The organism is Syntrophotalea sp. (assembly GCF_050253115.1).
Taxonomy (GTDB): domain Bacteria; phylum Desulfobacterota; class Desulfuromonadia; order Desulfuromonadales; family Syntrophotaleaceae; genus Syntrophotalea; species Syntrophotalea acetylenica.
The window spans coordinates 17,112-35,846 of the sequence record NZ_JBFWJQ010000015.1 but is presented as its reverse complement, the minus strand read 5'-3'; the positions used below and the strand labels follow the sequence as shown (position 1 = coordinate 35,846).

The following is an 18,735-nucleotide window of genomic DNA, read 5'->3' as shown; positions in this document are numbered from 1 at the left end:
ATGCTAGACTTTCTCATGACCTGCCTCCTTGGTTTTGGCTCTGTGTTGGGGTTTGTGAGATTCCAACATAACCCACGTTTGCAAGGGGCAGGTCTTTTTTTGTCAACTGTCAGCCATTATGTCTAGCGAAAAGGTAAGTGTTTGTAAAGACCAAATGAGGCTTTATTGGTTGCGGGGTCTTCTTGGACCATGCTATATAAAAGGCTGATGTTACTGATGTAAAAATGTTTTAAACTCTCGCGTGGAGCATATGCATGTTCGAAATCGAGCGCATTATCCGGACCGCCCTGCAGGAAGATATCGGACTGGGCGACATAACCACCCAGGCAACCATTGCGCCGGGCACCATGGCCCGCGCCGAACTGGTCGCAAAGCAGGATTTTGTTCTGGCCGGTATCGATGTGGCCCGACAGGTTTTCGGGCAACTGGATCCTTCGGTCGCTTTTGAAAAACTGCGCGAAGACGGCCAACGGGTTCAGCGTGGTGACGTGCTGGCCTGGATCAGGGGCGATGCCGCCGTTCTGTTGCAGGGTGAGCGTGTGGCGCTCAACCTGCTGCAGCGCATGAGCGCTATCGCCACCCACGCGGCGGCATTCGTGAAGGAACTGGAAGGCACCGGTACGGCGGTGGTCGATACCCGTAAAACCACTCCGGGGTTGCGCGTGCTGGAAAAATACGCGGTTCGCGCCGGTGGCGGCCGCAACCACCGCACTTCCCTTTATGACGGGGTGCTGATCAAGGAAAACCATGTTGCGGCGGCCGGCGGCATCGCCGTGGCCGTGGCCCGGGCGCGGGAGATTGCCCCCCATACCCTGCGCATCGAAGTTGAAACGCGTAACCTGGTCGAGGTGGAGGAGGCCCTGGCGGCGAACGCCGATGTTATCATGCTGGACAACATGGACCTCGATACCTTGCGGCAGGCGGTGGCGCTTATCGATGGCCGCGCCATTACCGAGGCTTCGGGTGGCGTTACCCTCGAAACGGTGCGCGGGATCGCTGAAACCGGCATTGATTTTGTTTCCGTTGGCGCCTTGACCCATTCGAGTCCGGCGGTCGACATTTCCATGCTTTTTCAATAGCGGGTTGTCATGACCGTGCAGAATGCGCGCAGCACCATTCTCGAACTGTTTCGCGTCGCGGGTGACGGATTTGTTTCCGGCGCCCGAATCAGTCGCACGCTCGGGGTATCGCGCACAGCGGTCTGGAAAAAAATCGAACAGCTCAGGCTTCTCGGTTATGCCATCGAGGCGGTGCCCTCCAAAGGGTATCGCCTGCAGGGCAGTCCCGATCTGCTGTTGCCCGCCGAGGTGTCGAATGCACTGGGGACCCGGCATATTGGCCGCCAGGTGATATACTTTGCGCAAACCGATTCGACCAACCTGCGGGCCCACGAACTTGGAAAGTCGGGCGCTCCGGAGGGAACGGTGGTACTGGCCGACAGCCAGACGGCAGGCAAGGGGCGCCTGGGTCGCAGGTGGTCTTCTCCGGCAGGGGTCAATCTCTATGCTTCAGTGCTGGTACGCCCCCCCGTGGCGCCGCGGCATGCCAGCCAGCTGACATTTTTGTCCGCTGCCGCTGTCGCCAGAACCGTTGCCGAAACGGCTTCGCTTCCGGTTTCGGTCAAATGGCCCAACGATGTGTTGGTGGCAGGTCGAAAAATCGCCGGTTTGCTCAACGAACTCGATGCCGAAACCGAGCGTATCCACTATCTGGTGTTGGGGATTGGCGTCAATCTCAATATGACGGCCGACCAGTTCCCCGAAGACTTGCGTTATCCTGCAACCTCCATGTTGCTGGCAACCGGCAGAAGTGTGTCCCGCATCGATTTCACACGCTGTCTGTTGCGCCACCTCGATGATCTTTACGAACTTTATCTGACGCAGGGGTTTGTCCCGGTGCTGGAAGCCTGGATGTCTTATTTCGATCTGATCGGACGTGCCGTGGAGGTCGATTACCATGATCGCCGTGTGGTTGGCACGGTTGCGGGGCTCGACGATGACGGCGCACTGCTGCTGGTGCTGGGCGATGGTTCCCGGGAACGTGTTCTGGCCGGGGATGTGCGCCCCCTGAAATAGAAGGACTCGGATAGAAACATGCTTCTGGTTATCGATGTCGGCAACACCAATACCGTGGTCGGCCTGTATGACGGACAGACCCTGGCTCACAACTGGCGGATTACCACCGACAAGGGGCGTACCGGTGATGAATACGCCTTGCTGTTGCACGAACTGCTGCGCCTGGCCAATGTGAGCTTCGACCGCATCGGGGACGTCATGGTGTCCAGTGTCGTTCCGCCGACGCAGCACGCTATAGAAACGCTGTGTCTCAAATATATAGGTCGGCTTCCTTATGTGGTCGGTCCCGGCATCAAGACGGGGATGCCGATCCTTTACGATAACCCCCGCGAGGTGGGGGCCGATCGCATCGTGAATGCCGTGGCGGCTTTTGCCCGCTGGCAGCGCAGTTTGATCGTGGTCGATTTTGGCACGGCCACCACCTTCGATTATGTGACCGCCAAGGGGCAGTATCAAGGCGGCGCCATTGCCCCGGGGCTTAAAATCAGCGCCGATGCCCTGTTCGAAAAAGCCAGCAAACTGCCACGGGTGGAAGTCGCCAGACCACCCGCCGTGGTGGCAAAAAACACCGTCAACAGCATCCAGTCCGGACTGTTTTACGGCTATGTCGGCCTGGTCGACGGCATTGTCGGCCGCATGAAAAAGGAAACCCGCGATGATCCTCTGGTCGTTGCCACCGGAGGTCTGGCCGTTCTTATGGCCAACGAAACCCAAACCATAGACGAGGTGGACCCCGATCTGACCCTGGAAGGTTTGAGAATTCTTTATCTGCGCAACAAGGGGTAACGATGCCCGTTGAACCTGTCCGGCGGACAGGGCATAAAAGACAGTGTTCCTCATGCATAATCCGGCAGTGGCTGCCGGGACGATGTCATAAGCCGCGATGTTTTTATCGCAGCGTTCGTTGTTTCCTGTAGATGTGATTCTCACGCGCGTTCCCCCGGCGGGGAAAATGAAGGGAGAGACCATGGGAAAGTACGACACGGCTAGGTTGAGGAATTTTGGAGTTGTTGCACACGGCGGGGCGGGTAAGACCTCCCTGGTCGAGGCTATGCTGTTCTGCAGCGGGGTCACGGATCGGCTGGGGCGGGTCGATGACGGCAGTTCGTTGCTGGACCATCAACCGGAGGAGGTCAAGCGGACCAGTTCCATAGACGCCGGTTCCTGTTGTCTCTCGTGGAAAGAACATGAACTGAATATTCTCGATACTCCGGGGTACGCCAATTTCCTTCACGATACCCGCAACTGCCTGCGTGTCGTGGACGGTCTGGTATTGCTGGCTTCGGCCATTTCCGGGGTCAAATCCCAGACGCAGAAAATCTGGGAATGGGGCCGCCAGCGGCACCTTCCGGCCGTCGCTTTTGTCAGCAAAATGGATCGGGAACGAGCCAATTTCAGCAATGCCGTGGCATCCATGGCCGAAGCCCTGTCGATCCGCGCGGTCCCGCTGGTGCTGCCCATCGGGGCAGAGAGCGATTTTCGCGGGGTGATCGATCTGGTTGCGATGAAAGCCTACTTTTTCGCGGACGACACGAGCGGACGTATGGAGGAAGCCGATATTCCGGAGGAATTGCGGGAAGAGGCGCAGATCCAGCGCATTGCCCTGGTGGAGGCCGCCGCTGAGACCGATGAAGTGCTTATGGAAAAATACCTCGAAGAGGATGATCTCGGCGAGGAAGAGATCCGGATCGGGTTGCGCGCCGCTACTCTGGCCGGTGACATTGTGCCGGTGATGTGCGGCAGCGGGCCGGCCAATCGCGGTGTCGGCCTGCTGCTCGACGCCGTGACCATGTGCCTGCCATCGCCGGCGGATCGGCCTGCCGCCATTGGTGTCGATCCGAAATCGGAGGAGATGGATGAGCGACCAAATGCATCCGATGCACCGTTTTCGGCGCTGGTATTCAAAACCATCAGCGATCCGTATACCGGGAAACTTAATCTGATGCGGGTTTATTCCGGAGTTCTGAAATCCGATTCGACCATCTTCAATGCCGCCCGCGATTGCGCCGAACGCATCGGGCAGCTTTTCAAGATGGTCGGCAAAAAACAGATCGCCGTGGATCAGGCCATGCCGGGCGAGTTCGTGGCGGTGGCCAAACTCAAGGAAACCGTGACCGGCGATACCCTGTGCGATGGCTCCCATCCGATCCGGCTGGATTTTCCCGCCCCCCTCAAGCCGGTGATTTCCTTCGCTCTTGAGGCACACAGCAAGAACGACGAGGACAAGATTCATTCCGCTCTGCAACGCCTTGTCGAGGAAGATCCGACTCTGCAACTGTTGCGGGACGAGGAAACCCATGAACTGATCCTGTCAGGCATGGGCCAGATTCATGTCGAAGTCACGGTGGAAAAACTCAAGCGCAAATTCAACGTCGAGGTCGATCTCAGGGAACCCAAGGTACCCTATCGCGAGACCCTGCGCGGCAGCGCCAAACTTCAGAGCAAATACAAAAAGCAGTCCGGGGGCCGGGGTCAGTACGCCGATGTCTGGCTTGAATTCAGTCCGTTGGGGCGCGGAGAGGGATTCCAGTTCGAAGACAAGATCGTCGGTGGCGCCGTTCCGCGCCAGTACATCCCGGCGGTGGAAAAAGGTATTGCCGAAGCTGCGCGAAGCGGCGTGCTGGCCGGATTTCCGACCGTGGATTTCAAGGCGACGCTTTTCGACGGTTCCTTTCATACCGTGGATTCATCGGAAATGGCCTTCAAGATCGCCGGATCCATGGGATTTAAAAAAGGGGCCGAGATGGCTTCTCCGGTGTTGCTTGAACCGATTATGAAGATGGAAATCTCCGTGCCCGATGAATGTGTCGGGGATGTGATCGGCGACATGAACTCGCGGCGCGGCAAGGTTCTGGGCATGGATCCCAAAGGGGGGATCCAGCAGATCAACGTCATGGTGCCGCTGGCCGAAGTACTGAAATATTCGCCGGAACTACGTTCCATGACTTCGGACAGGGGGATGTTCACCATGGAGTTCTCCCATTACGAGGAAGTTCCCGGCCATCTGACCGGCAAGCTGCTGGCCGAATTGAAGCGCGAAGTGTAACCGCTAACCTTATTTTATTGCCAAAACCGCGATTAAGGCCGCCGGCGTGCGCCACCCGCCGGCGGCCTTGCCTTTCCGCTGGTTGTTCCACAAGGCTTATGAACGAAGTCACAGCACAAAAAACCGCACCGCGTCTGCGTCTTAAAGTTTCGTCCCGCGTCGCCCGCATCGCAGACGGTCAGGGCGGCACCGATGCACAGTTGCAGGCAATCCGGGGGCAGCTTGATCTGACCGATAGCGAACGCTTGACCCTGTTGATTTATTTTGAACAGAAACAACCGCAGATCCTGGCCGGCGAGGTACGCCAGGCTTTGGAAAAATTTCCGGTGCAGAGCCTGCGCGAATTGGCGGCAGACGCCACCCTGCCTCCGCTTCTGGTCGGTTTTCTGGCCAGGCGCTACGCGGCCCGGCATGCCTTGGAACCGTTGCTGCTGACCAACCCCAACCTGCCGGAGAATCTGCGCGGGCCTCTTGAGTCCTTGGCCTCGCGGCGCTCCATGGCAACGCAGGGCAACGCCTGTGCGTCGCCATCCGAGGCATCGGAAACGGCCGACAAAGAACACCATGACGGGGCTGAGACGGAGTCAGGTGAGGAAGAAACGCAGAAGGCCACCGAGCATCTTTCCAAATATCAGATGTCCCTGGAGATGGGCGTCGCGGACAAGATTAAGGCCGCCCTGACCGGAGACAAGGAATGGCGCGGGTTGCTGGTCAATGATTCCAACAGGCTGGTGTCGGCGGCGGTTCTGAAAAATCCGCGGATTACCGAAGGTGAGGTCAATGCCATAGCTCGCAACAAGTCGAGCAGCGAAGAGCTGATCCGTCTTATCCTGCTGAATCGGGAATGGACGAAAAATTATGCCATCAAGCTGGCCCTGATCATGCATCCACGCACGCCGATGGGCAATGCCCTGCGTTTCATGGGGGCCCTGACGGAAAAAGATCTCAAAAACCTGGTGAAAAGCCGTGAGGTTTCTCCCGTGATTGCAAACAATGCCCGGCGCATGCTGATGAGCAAAAACCGGCAGGGCTGATTCGGGTGGATGACCTCTTCGGTTTTTGCCGGAGGATGGCAGTGTTTTTCAAACTGACGTGAACAACGCCCGCGCAAGGCCCCGCCACCTATGGAATTGGTGCCGTCCGTGGGCCGTAGTCTTCAAGGAGAAGGGCTTTATGAGAGGAAGGATTGTAGCTGTGTGCGTCAGTCCGGAAAAAGGCGCGCGCAAGAAAAATGTGGGACACGGAACCCTTATTGAAGGCTTCGGGCTGGAGGGCGACGGTCACGGCGGCGACTGGCATCGCCAGGTCAGCCTTCTGGCGATGGAAAGCATTGCCTCCATGCAGGCCAAAGGGCTTGACGTCCATCCCGGGGATTTTGCGGAAAATCTCACCACCGAGGGGTTGGAACTGTTTTCCCTGCCCATCGGTACGCGCCTGCAGGTTGGTGCGGAGGTGCTGCTCGAGGTTTCACAGATCGGCAAGGTGTGTCACACCCGTTGTGCCATCTATTATCAGGCCGGCGATTGCGTCATGCCCAGGGAGGGCATCTTTGCCGTGGTACTCAGGGGCGGCCCGGTCAAAACTGGGGACGATATCCTGGTTCTGCCGCCCGTTGACAGAAAGGACCCTGCATGACCGAATACTCCTTTACCATAGGCATTCTGACCCTGTCCGACAAGGGGGCGCGGGGAGAGCGGGAGGACCTCAGCGGAGAGGTGATTCGCGAGATGATCGCCGCAGTGGGTGAAGTTACCCATTACCGGGTGATCCCCGACGATCTGGAGACAATCGTGGAAACCCTTGTCGACTGGGTGGATCGTGACGGCGTGGATCTTGTTTTGACCACCGGCGGCACCGGCCTCAGCCCCCGGGATGTCACCCCGGAGGCTACCGCCCGAGTTCTTGATTGGGAAATTCCCGGGATGGCCGAAGCCATGCGTGCGGCGAGCATGAAAAAGACGCCGCACGCCATGCTGTCCCGCGCTCGTGCGGGTGTGCGCCGCCAGTCCATAATTATCAATCTGCCCGGAAGCCCCAAAGGCGTGCGTGAAAACCTGGAAGTGGTGCTTCCGGCGCTGACGCATGGATTGAAGAAGCTCAAAGGCGACCCCACCGACTGCGCGCGATGAAAAAACCGGCATGAATACCATCGATCCCGGACTTCTGAACTACGATTTTTCCCTTATGGGCCGTTTGCTGCTCGCGGCACTGCTCGGGGGCATGCTCGGTTTCGAGCGGGAAATTCACGGCCGTCCGGCCGGATTCCGCACCCATCTGCTGGTTGCCCTTGGGGCCTGCCTGATGATGCTGGTCTCGGAATTTTTTTTCGTGAAGTATCACGGACTCACCAGCGGTGCGGCTATGCGCATCGATCCGGGCCGGATCGCGGCCCAGATCGTGACCGGCATCGGTTTTCTCGGTGCCGGTGCCATTATCAAGGACGGGTCGGCGATTCGCGGCTTGACCACCGCGGCCTGCTTATGGGTTGCTGCGGGGATCGGCATGGCCGTGGGCACGGGATTGTATGTGCCGGCGCTGGCCGTGACCGGCATGGCCGTGGGCGCCCTGATGTTCCTCAAACGCGTGGAGGAATCCATGGCCAAGGATTCCTACGCCACCCTGACGGTATATTGCGACGCCAATCCATCGGTCGGCACTCTGGTGGAAGCCTGCCTCGATGCCCAGGGACTGCGACGTGTCGATGTCGCCGTGGAAAAGGACAAGCAAGCAGGGGAGGTGCGTTACGATTATGTGGTCGTGCGCATCGGGTCCATGAGGTCCAGTACGCTTGTTGAGGATATTGCCAACCTGGAAGGGGTACGCAAGGTACGTTTTCGCTGATCTTGTCGCTGGCAGAGCGGCGCGGCATGAGGAGGGTGGCTGCCGAACGGGCCTGACCGCCACTATTTCGCGAAACTCGGCCAGATTGTCTATCGGGCCGCTGGTTGCTACCCGGCGGGGGGCGGCAAGGTGACGCTGAGGGTCGGTGCCATGGATTAGCGTTTGACCATATCATGGCTTTGTGGTATTCAACTCGCCCAATGGATACAATGTTTTATTTTCGTGGGTGTATCCCGGCCCGGCATATTTCGCAGGGCATTTTAAGCACGAAGGAAGGTATTTCGATATGAGCAACAGGCTGCATTTCACCATGGGGCAACTGCTGGACGACATCGCCAACCGGTTTCCGGACAACGATGCCCTGGTTTACGCGGATCAGGGACTGCGCTACTCCTATCTGGAATTCAACGCTCTTTGTGAGCGGGTGGCCAAAGGCCTGCTGGCGTTGGGCGTTCGCAAAGGCGACCATGTCGCCATCTGGGCCACCAATGTGCCGCAGTGGGTTGTTCTGCAGTTCGCCACCGCCAAGATTGGCGCTGTCCTGGTAACGGTTAACACCAATTACAAGTCCGTGGAGCTCGAGTACGTGCTGAAACAGTCGGATGCCACCACCTTGTTTCTGGTTTCGGGATTCAAGGATACCGATTATGTTGAAACCCTCTACAGTGTGGTGCCGGAGCTGCGCGATGCCGGGCCGGGACAGCTCTGTTCCGAGCGGCTGCCGTTTCTGAAGCATGTCGTGTTTTTGGGGGACCGGCAGTTTCCAGGCATGCGCTGCTGGAGCGAGATGGAATCCCTCGGTCGGGATATCGAGGATGCGCAGCTGGCTGCAATTGCCTCCAGCCTGGATGAGCATGAAGTCATCAATATGCAGTACACATCCGGCACCACGGGGTTTCCCAAAGGGGTGATGCTGACGCACCACAATATCGTCAACAACGGTTTCAATATCGGTGAATGCATGCGGTTCACCGAAAAGGACCGGCTGTGCATCCCCGTGCCGTTTTTTCACTGTTTCGGCTGCGTCCTCGCGGTGCTGGCCTGCGTAACCCATGGCAGCACCATGGTGCCGGTCGAGACCTTCAGTGCGGAGGTGGTTTTGCGGACCATCGAGGCCGAGCGCTGCACGGCGGTGCATGGCGTGCCGACCATGTTCATCGCTGAACTCGATCATCCCAATTTCGGTCGTTACGATCTGACCAGTCTTCGTTCTGGCATCATGGCCGGGTCGCCCTGTCCCATCGAGGTCATGAAGCGCGTCATTCGCGACATGAACCTGACCGAAATTACAATTGCCTACGGTCAGACCGAGTCTTCGCCGGTCATCACCCAGACCCGCACCGACGACCCCATCGAGTTGCGGGTTGCTACCGTCGGGCGGGCGCTGCCGGATGTCGAAGTCAAGATCGTCGACATCGAGAATGGCCAGACCCTGCCTCCCGGCCGCCAGGGAGAACTCTGCACCCGCGGTTATCTGGTCATGAAGGGCTATTACAAGATGCCTGAGGAAACCGCGCGGGTAATTGATGGCGAGGGCTGGCTGCATACGGGCGACCTGGCGGTTATGGATGAAAATGGCTATTGCAAGATCACGGGACGCATCAAGAACATGATTATCCGCGGCGGGGAAAATATTTATCCCCGTGAGATCGAGGAGTTTCTGTATTCCCATCCGAAAGTTGCCGATGTTCAGGTGTACGGCGTGCCGGATATCAAGTATGGCGAACAGGTCATGGCGGCCATCAAGCTCAAGGAAGATACGGTGGCGACGGCAGAGGAAATCCAGGATTTCTGCCGGGGCAGCATTGCCAATTACAAGGTGCCGCGCTATGTCAAATTTGTTGATGAGTTTCCCATGACCGCCAGCGGCAAGATTCAGAAATTCAAGCTGCGGGAGATGGCCATCAAGGAGCTGAACCTCGAGGCTGCCAATTCGGTGGAAACGGCCTAGGCGCGACCGTGGGCGGCGAATTCGAAGCGAACGTGCCATGCACCGAGCTTGAGGCGCGACTTGGCGCTCTGCAGCGGCGCATGGCCGTGGCCGGCCTCGATGCCGGGGTGGTCATGCAGAATGCCGATCTTTATTATTTTACCGGAACGCTTCAGAGCGGACTGCTCTACATCCCCGCGGCGGGCGAACCGGTTTATCTGGTACGACGGGATGCCGCTCGGGCTCGCCGCGAATCCTGCCTTTCGCGTATCATCACTTTTGGTTCCTTCCGGGAACTATCCGGTATCCTTCAAGACTTCGGCTTGCCTCCCGGTCGGCGGATCGGTCTGGAACTCGATGTGTTGCCGGTGGCTTTGTACCGGCAGCTGGACGCGGCTCTGGGAAACCCCCATATCCAAGATGTTTCGCCGCTGATCCGCCGGACGCGGGCGATAAAGTCTGCCTGGGAATTGCAGCAAATGCGGCGGGCCGCCATCGGTCTCGACGAAGTCTGGCGACTGGCGCTGCACCTGGCATGTGAGGGGCTTACCGATCTCGAACTGGCCGTTGCTCTGGAGGGGAGGGCGCGCAGCCTCGGGCACCCCGGCTATGCGCGCATGCGTGCTTTTAACGGCGAAGTCGCCATGGGCATGGTCCTGATCGGCGACAACGGCGCCGTGCCGTCCTTTCGCAACACTCCGCTGGGAGGCGTGGGGCTGCACCCGGCCATCGGTTTCGGTCCCAGCGGAAAGCCTTTGACCGCTGGCGTGCCGGTAACGGTGGATCTGATTGGCTACGGGGCGGGGTATTATGCGGATCAGACCCGCACCTTTGCTCTGGGTCACCTTGATAAAAAGCTGTGCAGGGCTTACGATGCCATGTGTCAAATACAGGCCTTGCTGGTTGAAACCGCCCGCCCCGGTGCGACGTGGGGCTGTTTGTACGATGAGTGTTGCCGCCTGGCCACCGATCTTGGGTACGCGGAGCACTTCATGGGGACCGTGGGTAACCAGGTGTCCTTTATCGGTCATGGCATCGGGCTTGAAATCGATGAATATCCTTTTATCGCCCGCAATATGCACGACCAGCGGCTGGAAGAAAACATGACCTTCGCCTTTGAGCCGAAGGCGGTTTTTCCGGGGCTGGGCGCGGTTGGCATCGAAAATACCTTTGTGGTGACCCGCGACGGCCTCGAATCCCTGACCCTGTCCGACGAGTCCCTGCGCATTTTATAAGCTTCGCATCTTTTGCGCTAAGGTTCCTACAGGCCAAAGACATTGGCCGGTGCCATGCCGTATGCCGCAATTTCCCGCCGGTTACAAAAGCATGATTCCGATCTCTTCCCCGCCGCCAGTTCTGTTGCCGTTTTATCTTCCGGGGCCTTCAATCCCCGGGTGCAGCTGATTGCCGCCGCTGTCATGCCCTACATCTGGAGCGGCAGCGCCCAGGTCGGAAAGCGCCGGATCCGGGCTCAGAGATTCAGTCGCTTGATTTTTTCAACCAGGGTGGTGCGTTTGATGTTGAGCAGTTCCGCGGCGCGGGCCTTGACCCCCTGGCTCAGGTCCATGGCGGAGCGGATCAGGCAACGTTCGATGTTGGCGATGATCTCGGGCATATCCAGCCCCGCTTCGGTCAGCCGGGGGCAGGAAATCTGAGGTTCTTCGTCCTCGCAGCTGCTGCCGCTGATATTGGCCGGCAGATCGCTTTTGCCGATGGCCAATCCTTCGGTGAGGGTGACGGTGCGTTCTATGACATTCTCGAGTTCGCGCACATTTCCCGGCCAGTGGTAGTTTTCCAGGCAGGACATGGCTCCGGGCGTGATGGACAGTAGCGGCCGGTTCAGTTCATTGCAGGTTTTCTGCAGAAAATAACGAGCCAGCAAGGCAATATCCTCGCGTCTTTCCCTCAGGGCCGGCAGCGTTATGGGGATAACATTGAGCCGGTAGTAGAGGTCGGCGCGGAAGCGACCCCGTTCGACTTCTTGTTCCAGGTTGGCGTTGGTTGCGGAGATGACCCTTACGTCCAGCTTTATTTTCTTTGATGATCCGACTTTTTCCACTTCCTGTTCCTGCAGCACGCGCAGCATCTTCATCTGCAGGTGCAGCGGCATGGTACCGATTTCATCCAGGAACACGGTTCCCTGATGGGCCTGCTGGAATTTCCCTGTCTTATCCGCCACCGCACCGGTAAAGGCCCCGCGAACATGGCCGAACAACTCGCTTTCCAGTAGCTCCGCGGGGATGGCGCCGCAGTTGATGGCCACAAACGGTTTTTCCTTTCGGTGGCCATTGTAGTGGATGGCTTTGGCGACCAGTTCCTTGCCGGTACCCGATTCCCCGAGAATCAGAATCGTCGAATCGGTGTGCAGAACCTTTTCCATGCGGGAGAAGACATGCTGCATTGCAAGGCTGTTGCCGATAATGTTGTCGAAGCGGTATTTGCCTCGCAGTTGCTGACGAAGGTACAGGTTCTCCGCGATGAGCCGGCTTTTTTCCAGGGCTTTGGCAATGATAACCTGCAGCTTTTCGAAGTGCAGAGGTTTGGTAATATAGTCAAAGGCCCCTTCTTTCATGGCTTCGACCGCCGACTCTGCTGAACCTTTGCCGGTGATCAGTATGACATTGGTGAAGGGCCACTGCTCCTTGACGCGCTTCAGGATCTCGATGCCGCTGACGCCGGGCAGAAAAAGATCGGTGAGGATGACCTCGAAAGGCGTTTTGGCCAGAATCTCAAGGGCTTTTTCGCCGGTTTCGGCGGTGGTCACCTGGTAGCCGGCGCTGCTCAACAGCAGGGCGATGGCTTCCCGGTTGGCGGCTTCGTCTTCGATAACCAGAATCTGTGATATGTTTTTCATGGCGTAACCTGTGAAAAAAAGGTGGCTTTGTCATCCGATTGACGCTATGCTAGGAAGCTACCATGTCCTGAAGGCTCAGGCAAGTGTTTGCGTTAAAAAATTGGCGCATTGATGGGGTGGTGATTCAAATGATTGACGCATGGGGCGCTCACAGAATCTTTGTATCGCCTGTCTGGATGCTGGTCCCGCTGCTGTTTATGCTGGTTGGCATGCCTGGTTCCCGGTCAGATGCGGCCGAGGTGCCGGTGTCTGCTCCGGTGGTCGAGGCAGTGCGCATCTCGGGGACCATCAACCCCGCCGTTGCTGCATTTGTAACGGAGCAACTCGATCGCGTCAACCGTGAAAAGCCCGCGGCTTTTCTTCTGGAGCTCGACACGCCTGGAGGCCTGGACCTTGCCATGCGCCAGATCGTCAAGGCGGTGCTCGGTTCGCAGGTGCCGGTGGTGGTGTTTGTTGCCCCCGCCGGTGCACGCGCCGCTTCAGCCGGCGCGCTGATAACCCTGGCCGCCGACTTTGCCGGTATGGCGCCGGGTACCAACATCGGTGCGGCTCACCCGGTATCCATCGGCGGCGGACGGGACAATGGTGACGATGTGTTGATGGGAAAGGTCGTGGAAGATGCGGCCGCCTATGCACGCAGTCTGGCAATGCGCCGGGGTCGCAACCCGGTATGGGCGGAGAAGATGGTGCGTGATAGCGTTTCCATCGCGGCCCATGAGGCGTTGCAGCGTCAGGTTGTCGATCTGGTGGCCGAGAACCGTACGGAACTGCTGCGGATGCTGCATGGGCGCACGTACCGTCGCGGTGATGAGATTCGTCAGCTGGTCTGTCGGGATGCCACGGTAAAGTTTTCCGGCATGGACTGGCGGCAGAAGATTCTTAATACCATAAGCGACCCGAATGTGGCCTATATGCTGCTCCTGCTCGGTTTGCTCGGCATTTTTTTCGAAATCAGTCAACCCGGGGTGGTGCTGCCCGGCGCCGTCGGCGCCATGGCGTTACTGCTGGCGCTGTTTGCCTTTCAGACCCTGCCGGTCAATTACGTCGGCATGCTGCTGATTGTACTGGCTCTGGTACTGTTTGTTCTGGAGGTGAAAGTGACCTCGTTCGGCATGCTTACCGTCGGAGGCCTGATCAGCATGACCTTCGGCTCACTGATGTTGTTTGAACATACCGAACCCTTTATGCGGCTTTCCAGGGCGGTTATCGCCGGGACGGCAGTGGTGACGGCCGGGTTCTGTCTGCTGGTGGCCTGGTTTGTCGTCCGCGCCCAACGGCGGCGTGTTGTGTCCGGGCAGGAGGGCATGGCCGGTCTGCGCGGCGAGACGCTTACCGAAGTATATCGAGATGGGCAGATTTTCGTGCGCGGCGAATACTGGTCCGCCTACGCCGACGAGCCGATTCCCGCCGGTGAGACCGTCGAGGTGGTGCGAATGGCGCAGGGCCTGCGCCTGGAAGTGCGGCGTCCGAAACCGGTTCACACCGTGGTGAATACACACCCAATGTCAGGTTCCGACAAGGAGAATATCCCATGATCTATCCCGTCATAGTCCTGGTTTTTCTGGTCCTGATCCTTTCCAGTGCCGTGAAAGTGATTTACGAATACGAACGTGGCGTGGTGTTTCGTCTGGGACGTTTTGCCGGAGTCAAAGGGCCGGGACTGCGACTCATCATTCCGGTGGTTGACCGCCTGATGAAAATCAGCCTGCGCACTGTGGCCATGGATGTCGCACCGCAGGACGTCATCACCAAGGACAACGTCTCCGTCAAGGTCAACGCGGTGCTTTATTTCCGGGTGGTCAGCCCGGAAAAATCGATCATCGAGGTGGAAAACTACCTTTACGCGACCAGTCAGTTGGCGCAGACTTCCCTGCGCAGTGTGCTGGGGCAGTCCGAACTGGACGAACTGCTGGCGCATCGCGAGAATATCAACCGGCATCTGCAGGAAATCCTCGATCGTCAGACCGATCCCTGGGGGGTGAAGGTTTCCAATGTCGAGATCAAGCATGTCGATCTGCCGGTGGAGATGCAGCGGGCCATGGCCCGTCAGGCCGAGGCCGAACGCGAGCGGCGTTCCAAGGTCATTCATGCCGAAGGGGAATTTCAGGCGGCACAGAAGCTCACCGATGCGGCCGGCATTATCTCTTCCCAGCCGGGCGCCCTGCAGTTGCGTTATCTTCAGACCCTGACCGAAATCGCCACGGAGAACAGTTCGACGGTAGTTTTCCCGTTTCCGGTGGATCTTGTCCGGCCGTTTTTGGGAGGCCCGCACAAAGAATGATCGCATGTCTTGGTCATGCTGACGGTCTGCATCGCTCCTGAATGACGGGGTGCCGCGGCGAGATGCGGCGTAAATGCTTTCGGGCAGTTTCGATATATCGGTTTTCTCGAATAAACAGATTGTTGTTTTGGACTTGTGATTTTGGTAAAGTAGCCGGCCGGTCCAAACACTTAGCACCAGGGAGGTTTGATTCATGGAAATAAAGACATTCAATAAAGTCATGGCGGCCAATCGTGGTGAAATCGCCATTCGCATCTTTCGCGCATGCATCGAACTGGGCATCAAAACGGTGGCCATCTATTCGGAAGAGGATCGGGTGGCCCTGCATCGCTACAAGGCGGATGAATCCTATCGCGTCGGCAAGGGCAAAGGGCCTATCGAGGCTTACCTCGGCATCGACGAAATTATCGATCTGGCCAAGAAGAAGGACGTCGATGCCATCCATCCCGGCTACGGCTTTCTGTCGGAAAACCCTGAATTTGCCGAAGCCTGCGAGAGGGCCGGTATCGCCCTGATCGGCCCGGGTGCCGAGATCCAGCGCAAGCTCGGCGACAAAGTGGCGGCGCGCAAGGTGGCCATCGAGGCTGGTGTTCCGGTGGTTCCCGGGACCGACAAGCCGGTGACCAGCGAAGAGGAAGCGCTGCTGTTCGCCGCCAAATGTGGTTATCCCATCATGGTCAAGGCCGCCGCTGGCGGCGGCGGGCGCGGCATGCGCATCGCGCGTAACCGGCAGGAGTTGGCCGAAGGTCTGCGGTCGGCATCCTCGGAAGCCAAGGCGGCATTTGGTAACCCGTCGGTTTTCCTTGAAAAATACATTGAAAACCCCAAGCATGTCGAAGTGCAGATCCTTGGCGACCAGCATGGCAGCGTGGTGCATTTCTACGATCGCGACTGTTCCATTCAACGCCGTCACCAAAAAGTCATCGAGGTGGCACCTTCGCCGAACCTGAGCGCCGCCAAGCGGCAGGAGTTGTGCGATTACGCCCTGCGCATCGCCAATCATGTCGGCTATGTCAACGCCGGTACGGTTGAATTCCTGATGGATGCCGAAGGCCATTTCTACTTTATCGAGGTCAATACCCGCATTCAGGTCGAGCATACCGTGACGGAAATGGTGACCGGGCGAAATCTGGTGCGGGCCCAGATCCGCGTGGCCGAGGGATACCGTTTGAGCGATCCGGAAATCAACATACGCGGCCAGAAGGATATTCAGCTCAACGGTTTCGCCATTCAGGCCCGTGTCACGACCGAAGATCCGACCCGGAACTTTTCCCCTGATTTCGGCACCATTACGGCCTATCGCAGCCCTGGCGGGTTCGGCGTGCGTCTTGATGCCGGCAGCGCTTTTCCCGGGGCGCGGATCTCTCCCCATTACGATTCGCTGCTGGTTAAAATCAGCGGTTGGGGATTGACCCTGCGCGAGGCGGCCCGCACTACCGACCGCAGTCTGGCGGAATTCCGGCTGCGCGGTGTCAAATGCAATATTGGTTTTCTGGCCAACGTCATCAACCACCCGACCTTTCTGGCCGGGGCCTGCGATACCAGTTTTATCGACACGCATCCCGAACTGTTCGAGATACCGGAAAAACGTGATCGTTCCAGCAAGCTGCTGTCCTATATCGGGCATGTGGTGGTCAATGGCTATCCAGGCATTAAAAATCCATTGCATTACAAGGATTTGCGCGACCCCCGCATTCCGGAAATCCGCTATGACGTGCCGCGTCCGAAGGGCTCACGGGACATCCTGCTCGAAAAGGGGGCCGAAGGCCTGGCGCGGTGGGCTCTTGAGCAGCCGCAGTTGCTGATCACCGACACCACCATGCGTGACGCTCACCAGTCGCTGATGGCCACCCGCTTCAGAACCCATGACCTGGCCAAGATTGCTCCGGCCACCAGTCACCTTGGCAGTGGGCTTTTTTCGCTGGAGATGTGGGGCGGCGCATCTTTTGATGTCGCCATGCGTTTTCTGCGGGAGGATCCATGGGAGCGTCTGGACCGGCTGCGCAGAAAAATCCCCAACATCCTGTTCCAGATGCTGCTGCGGGCCTCCAACGCCGTCGGTTACTGCAACTATCCTGATAACGTGGTGCGGGAATTTGTCGCCAAGGCGGCAGAGAGCGGCATCGATGTGTTCCGCATTTTCGATTCTCTGAACTGGACCAAGGGGATGCAGGTAGCCATGGATGCGGTACGCAAGTCCGGTGGTGTCTGCGAGGCGGCTATCTGTTATACCGGGGACATTCTCGATCCCAAGCGCGACAAGTATCCACTGTCCTACTACGTTAACATGGCCAAAGAGCTGGAAAAAATGGGTGCCCATATCCTTGGCATCAAGGACATGGCCGGGCTGCTCAAGCCGCTGGCCGCCGAAAAACTGGTGCGGGCATTGAAACAGGAGGTCGGGATTCCCATCCACCTGCACACCCATGATACCTCCAGCAACGGCGGGGCGACTCTGCTGCTGGCCGCCCAGGCCGGTGTCGATATCGTTGATACGGCCCTGTCGTCCGTATCCGGTCTGACCGCGCAGCCCAACATGAATGCGCTGCTGGCTGCTCTAAAAGGACATGATCGCGACCCCGGTCTGGACGAGGAAGGTATTCAGAAGCTGGCCAATTACTGGGAGACGGTGCGCACCTATTATGCGCCGTTCGAGTCGGAGCTGCGCAGCGGCACCGCCCAGGTCTACCATCACGAGATTCCCGGGGGCCAGTATTCCAACTACAAACCGCAGGTTGAGGGATTTGGTCTCGGCGACCGCTGGGAAGAGTGCAAGGAGATGTACCGCAAAGTCAACGACATGTTCGGCGACATCATCAAGGTCACGCCGTCATCCAAGATCGTCGGCGACATGACCATGTTCATGGTGCAGAACAATCTGCAACCGGAGGATGTTTACGAACGGGGGCAGGAACTGACTTTTCCGCAGGGTGTGGTTGATTTCTTCAAGGGCATGATCGGGCAACCTCACGGTGGTTTCCCCGAGAAACTGCAGAAGATCGTTCTCAAGGGCGAGGAACCTTTGACCTGCCGCCCTGGTGAATTTCTCGAACCGGTCGATTTCGTCGCCAAACGTCAGGAATTGGAGAACAAACTCGGCCATCCGGTTTCGGAGCGGGACGTGTTGTCGGCGGTGCTTTACCCCGGCGTTTTCGAGGAGTTCGATGCACATCGAACGGAATACCAGGACACGTCGGTGCTGCCGACGCCGGTGTTCTTCTATGGTCTGGATCTCGGCGACGAATGTACCGTAGAAATGGAGCCGGGCAAAAACCTGCTGGTGCAGCTCAATGCCATCGGCCGGATTCAGGATGACGGACATCGCGACATCTATTTCGAGCTCAATGGCGAACCGCGCCAGATCATGGTTCCCGACCTTTCGGTAGCCGACGATCAGATCAAGCATCGCAAGGCCGATCCGGACAATCTGCATCATGTCGGTGCGCCGATGCCCGGCAAAGTGTTCCGGATTCTGGTCGATGTCGGTTGTGTTGTGAAAAAAGGCGATATTCTGTTGTCTACCGAAGCGATGAAGATGGAGACCAATGTCAAAGCCGAAAAGGACGGCGTGGTTGCCGAGATTCTGATCAGGGAGGGAACCCAGGTGGAGCAGGGCGAATTGCTGCTGATCCTGGAATAGAGCTTCTGCTCGATAAATGTATGGACACAAAGAGCCGGACACCCTGTCTGGCTCTTTGTGTTTGGTAC

General features: G+C 58.1%; 14 protein-coding genes. 13 read left to right on the top strand and 1 reads right to left on the bottom strand.

The genetic code is table 11. The features are described 5' to 3' along the window. Positions 1-254 precede the first annotated feature (254 nt). The 10 genes from nadC (at position 255) to AB7E65_RS03065 (ending at position 11,127) form a co-directional block, all read left to right on the top strand. Positions 255-1,079 (top strand): carboxylating nicotinate-nucleotide diphosphorylase, encoded by an 825-nt coding sequence (gene nadC, locus AB7E65_RS03110; protein ID WP_072287933.1) that lies wholly within the window; start codon positions 255-257, stop codon positions 1,077-1,079. Positions 1,080-1,088: 9 nt separating this feature from the next. Further along, on the top strand, positions 1,089-2,075 hold the full coding sequence (locus tag AB7E65_RS03105) for a biotin--[acetyl-CoA-carboxylase] ligase (protein WP_320360501.1): 987 nt from the start codon (positions 1,089-1,091) through the stop codon (positions 2,073-2,075). Between the two features lie 18 nt (positions 2,076-2,093). Beyond that, on the top strand, positions 2,094-2,861 hold the full coding sequence (locus AB7E65_RS03100; RefSeq protein WP_072287931.1) for a type III pantothenate kinase: 768 nt from the start codon (positions 2,094-2,096) through the stop codon (positions 2,859-2,861). Positions 2,862-3,042: 181 nt separating this feature from the next. After that, on the top strand, positions 3,043-5,121 hold the full coding sequence (fusA, locus tag AB7E65_RS03095) for an elongation factor G (RefSeq protein WP_072287930.1): 2,079 nt from the start codon (positions 3,043-3,045) through the stop codon (positions 5,119-5,121). Positions 5,122-5,219: 98 nt separating this feature from the next. Continuing rightward, positions 5,220-6,155, top strand: coding sequence for a hypothetical protein (locus AB7E65_RS03090; RefSeq protein WP_072287929.1), 936 nt, complete (start codon positions 5,220-5,222; stop codon positions 6,153-6,155). A 139-nt stretch (positions 6,156-6,294) separates the two neighbouring features. After that, positions 6,295-6,756, top strand: coding sequence for an MOSC domain-containing protein (locus AB7E65_RS03085; RefSeq protein ID WP_072287928.1), 462 nt, complete (start codon positions 6,295-6,297; stop codon positions 6,754-6,756). Next, positions 6,753-7,250: a MogA/MoaB family molybdenum cofactor biosynthesis protein gene (locus AB7E65_RS03080; RefSeq protein ID WP_072287927.1), complete on the top strand. Its 498-nt coding sequence runs from the start codon at positions 6,753-6,755 to the stop codon at positions 7,248-7,250. The genes AB7E65_RS03085 and AB7E65_RS03080 overlap by 4 nt, the downstream gene beginning before the upstream one ends. Before the next feature lie 10 nt (positions 7,251-7,260). After that, positions 7,261-7,962, top strand: a complete 702-nt coding sequence (locus AB7E65_RS03075) for an MgtC/SapB family protein (RefSeq protein WP_428745250.1) — start codon at positions 7,261-7,263, stop codon at positions 7,960-7,962. 286 nt (positions 7,963-8,248) lie between these two features. Beyond that, positions 8,249-9,913: an AMP-binding protein gene (locus AB7E65_RS03070; protein ID WP_072287926.1), complete on the top strand. Its 1,665-nt coding sequence runs from the start codon at positions 8,249-8,251 to the stop codon at positions 9,911-9,913. 8 nt (positions 9,914-9,921) lie between these two features. Next, complete coding sequence (locus AB7E65_RS03065) at positions 9,922-11,127, top strand: M24 family metallopeptidase (RefSeq protein ID WP_072287925.1); 1,206 nt, start codon at positions 9,922-9,924, stop codon at positions 11,125-11,127. 236 nt (positions 11,128-11,363) lie between these two features. Here the strand turns inward: AB7E65_RS03065 and AB7E65_RS03060 are convergent, their stop codons facing one another. Next, the gene (locus AB7E65_RS03060; protein WP_072287924.1) at positions 11,364-12,746 is read right to left on the bottom strand and encodes a sigma-54-dependent transcriptional regulator; all 1,383 of its coding nucleotides are present in this window, start codon (positions 12,744-12,746) and stop codon (positions 11,364-11,366) included. Between the two features lie 128 nt (positions 12,747-12,874). Here AB7E65_RS03060 and AB7E65_RS03055 point away from each other — a divergent pair, with 128 nt between their 5' ends. From AB7E65_RS03055 to AB7E65_RS03045, 3 genes are all read left to right on the top strand, one after another. Then, complete coding sequence (locus AB7E65_RS03055) at positions 12,875-14,281, top strand: NfeD family protein (protein ID WP_428745248.1); 1,407 nt, start codon at positions 12,875-12,877, stop codon at positions 14,279-14,281. Continuing rightward, positions 14,278-15,027: a slipin family protein gene (locus AB7E65_RS03050; RefSeq protein WP_072287923.1), complete on the top strand. Its 750-nt coding sequence runs from the start codon at positions 14,278-14,280 to the stop codon at positions 15,025-15,027. Before AB7E65_RS03055 ends, AB7E65_RS03050 begins: the two co-directional genes overlap by 4 nt. A gap of 193 nt (positions 15,028-15,220) precedes the next feature. Then, positions 15,221-18,667 carry a pyruvate carboxylase gene (locus AB7E65_RS03045; protein WP_072287922.1) on the top strand — a complete coding sequence of 1,149 codons (3,447 nt, stop codon included), beginning with the start codon at positions 15,221-15,223 and terminating at the stop codon, positions 18,665-18,667. Positions 18,668-18,735 lie beyond the last annotated feature (68 nt).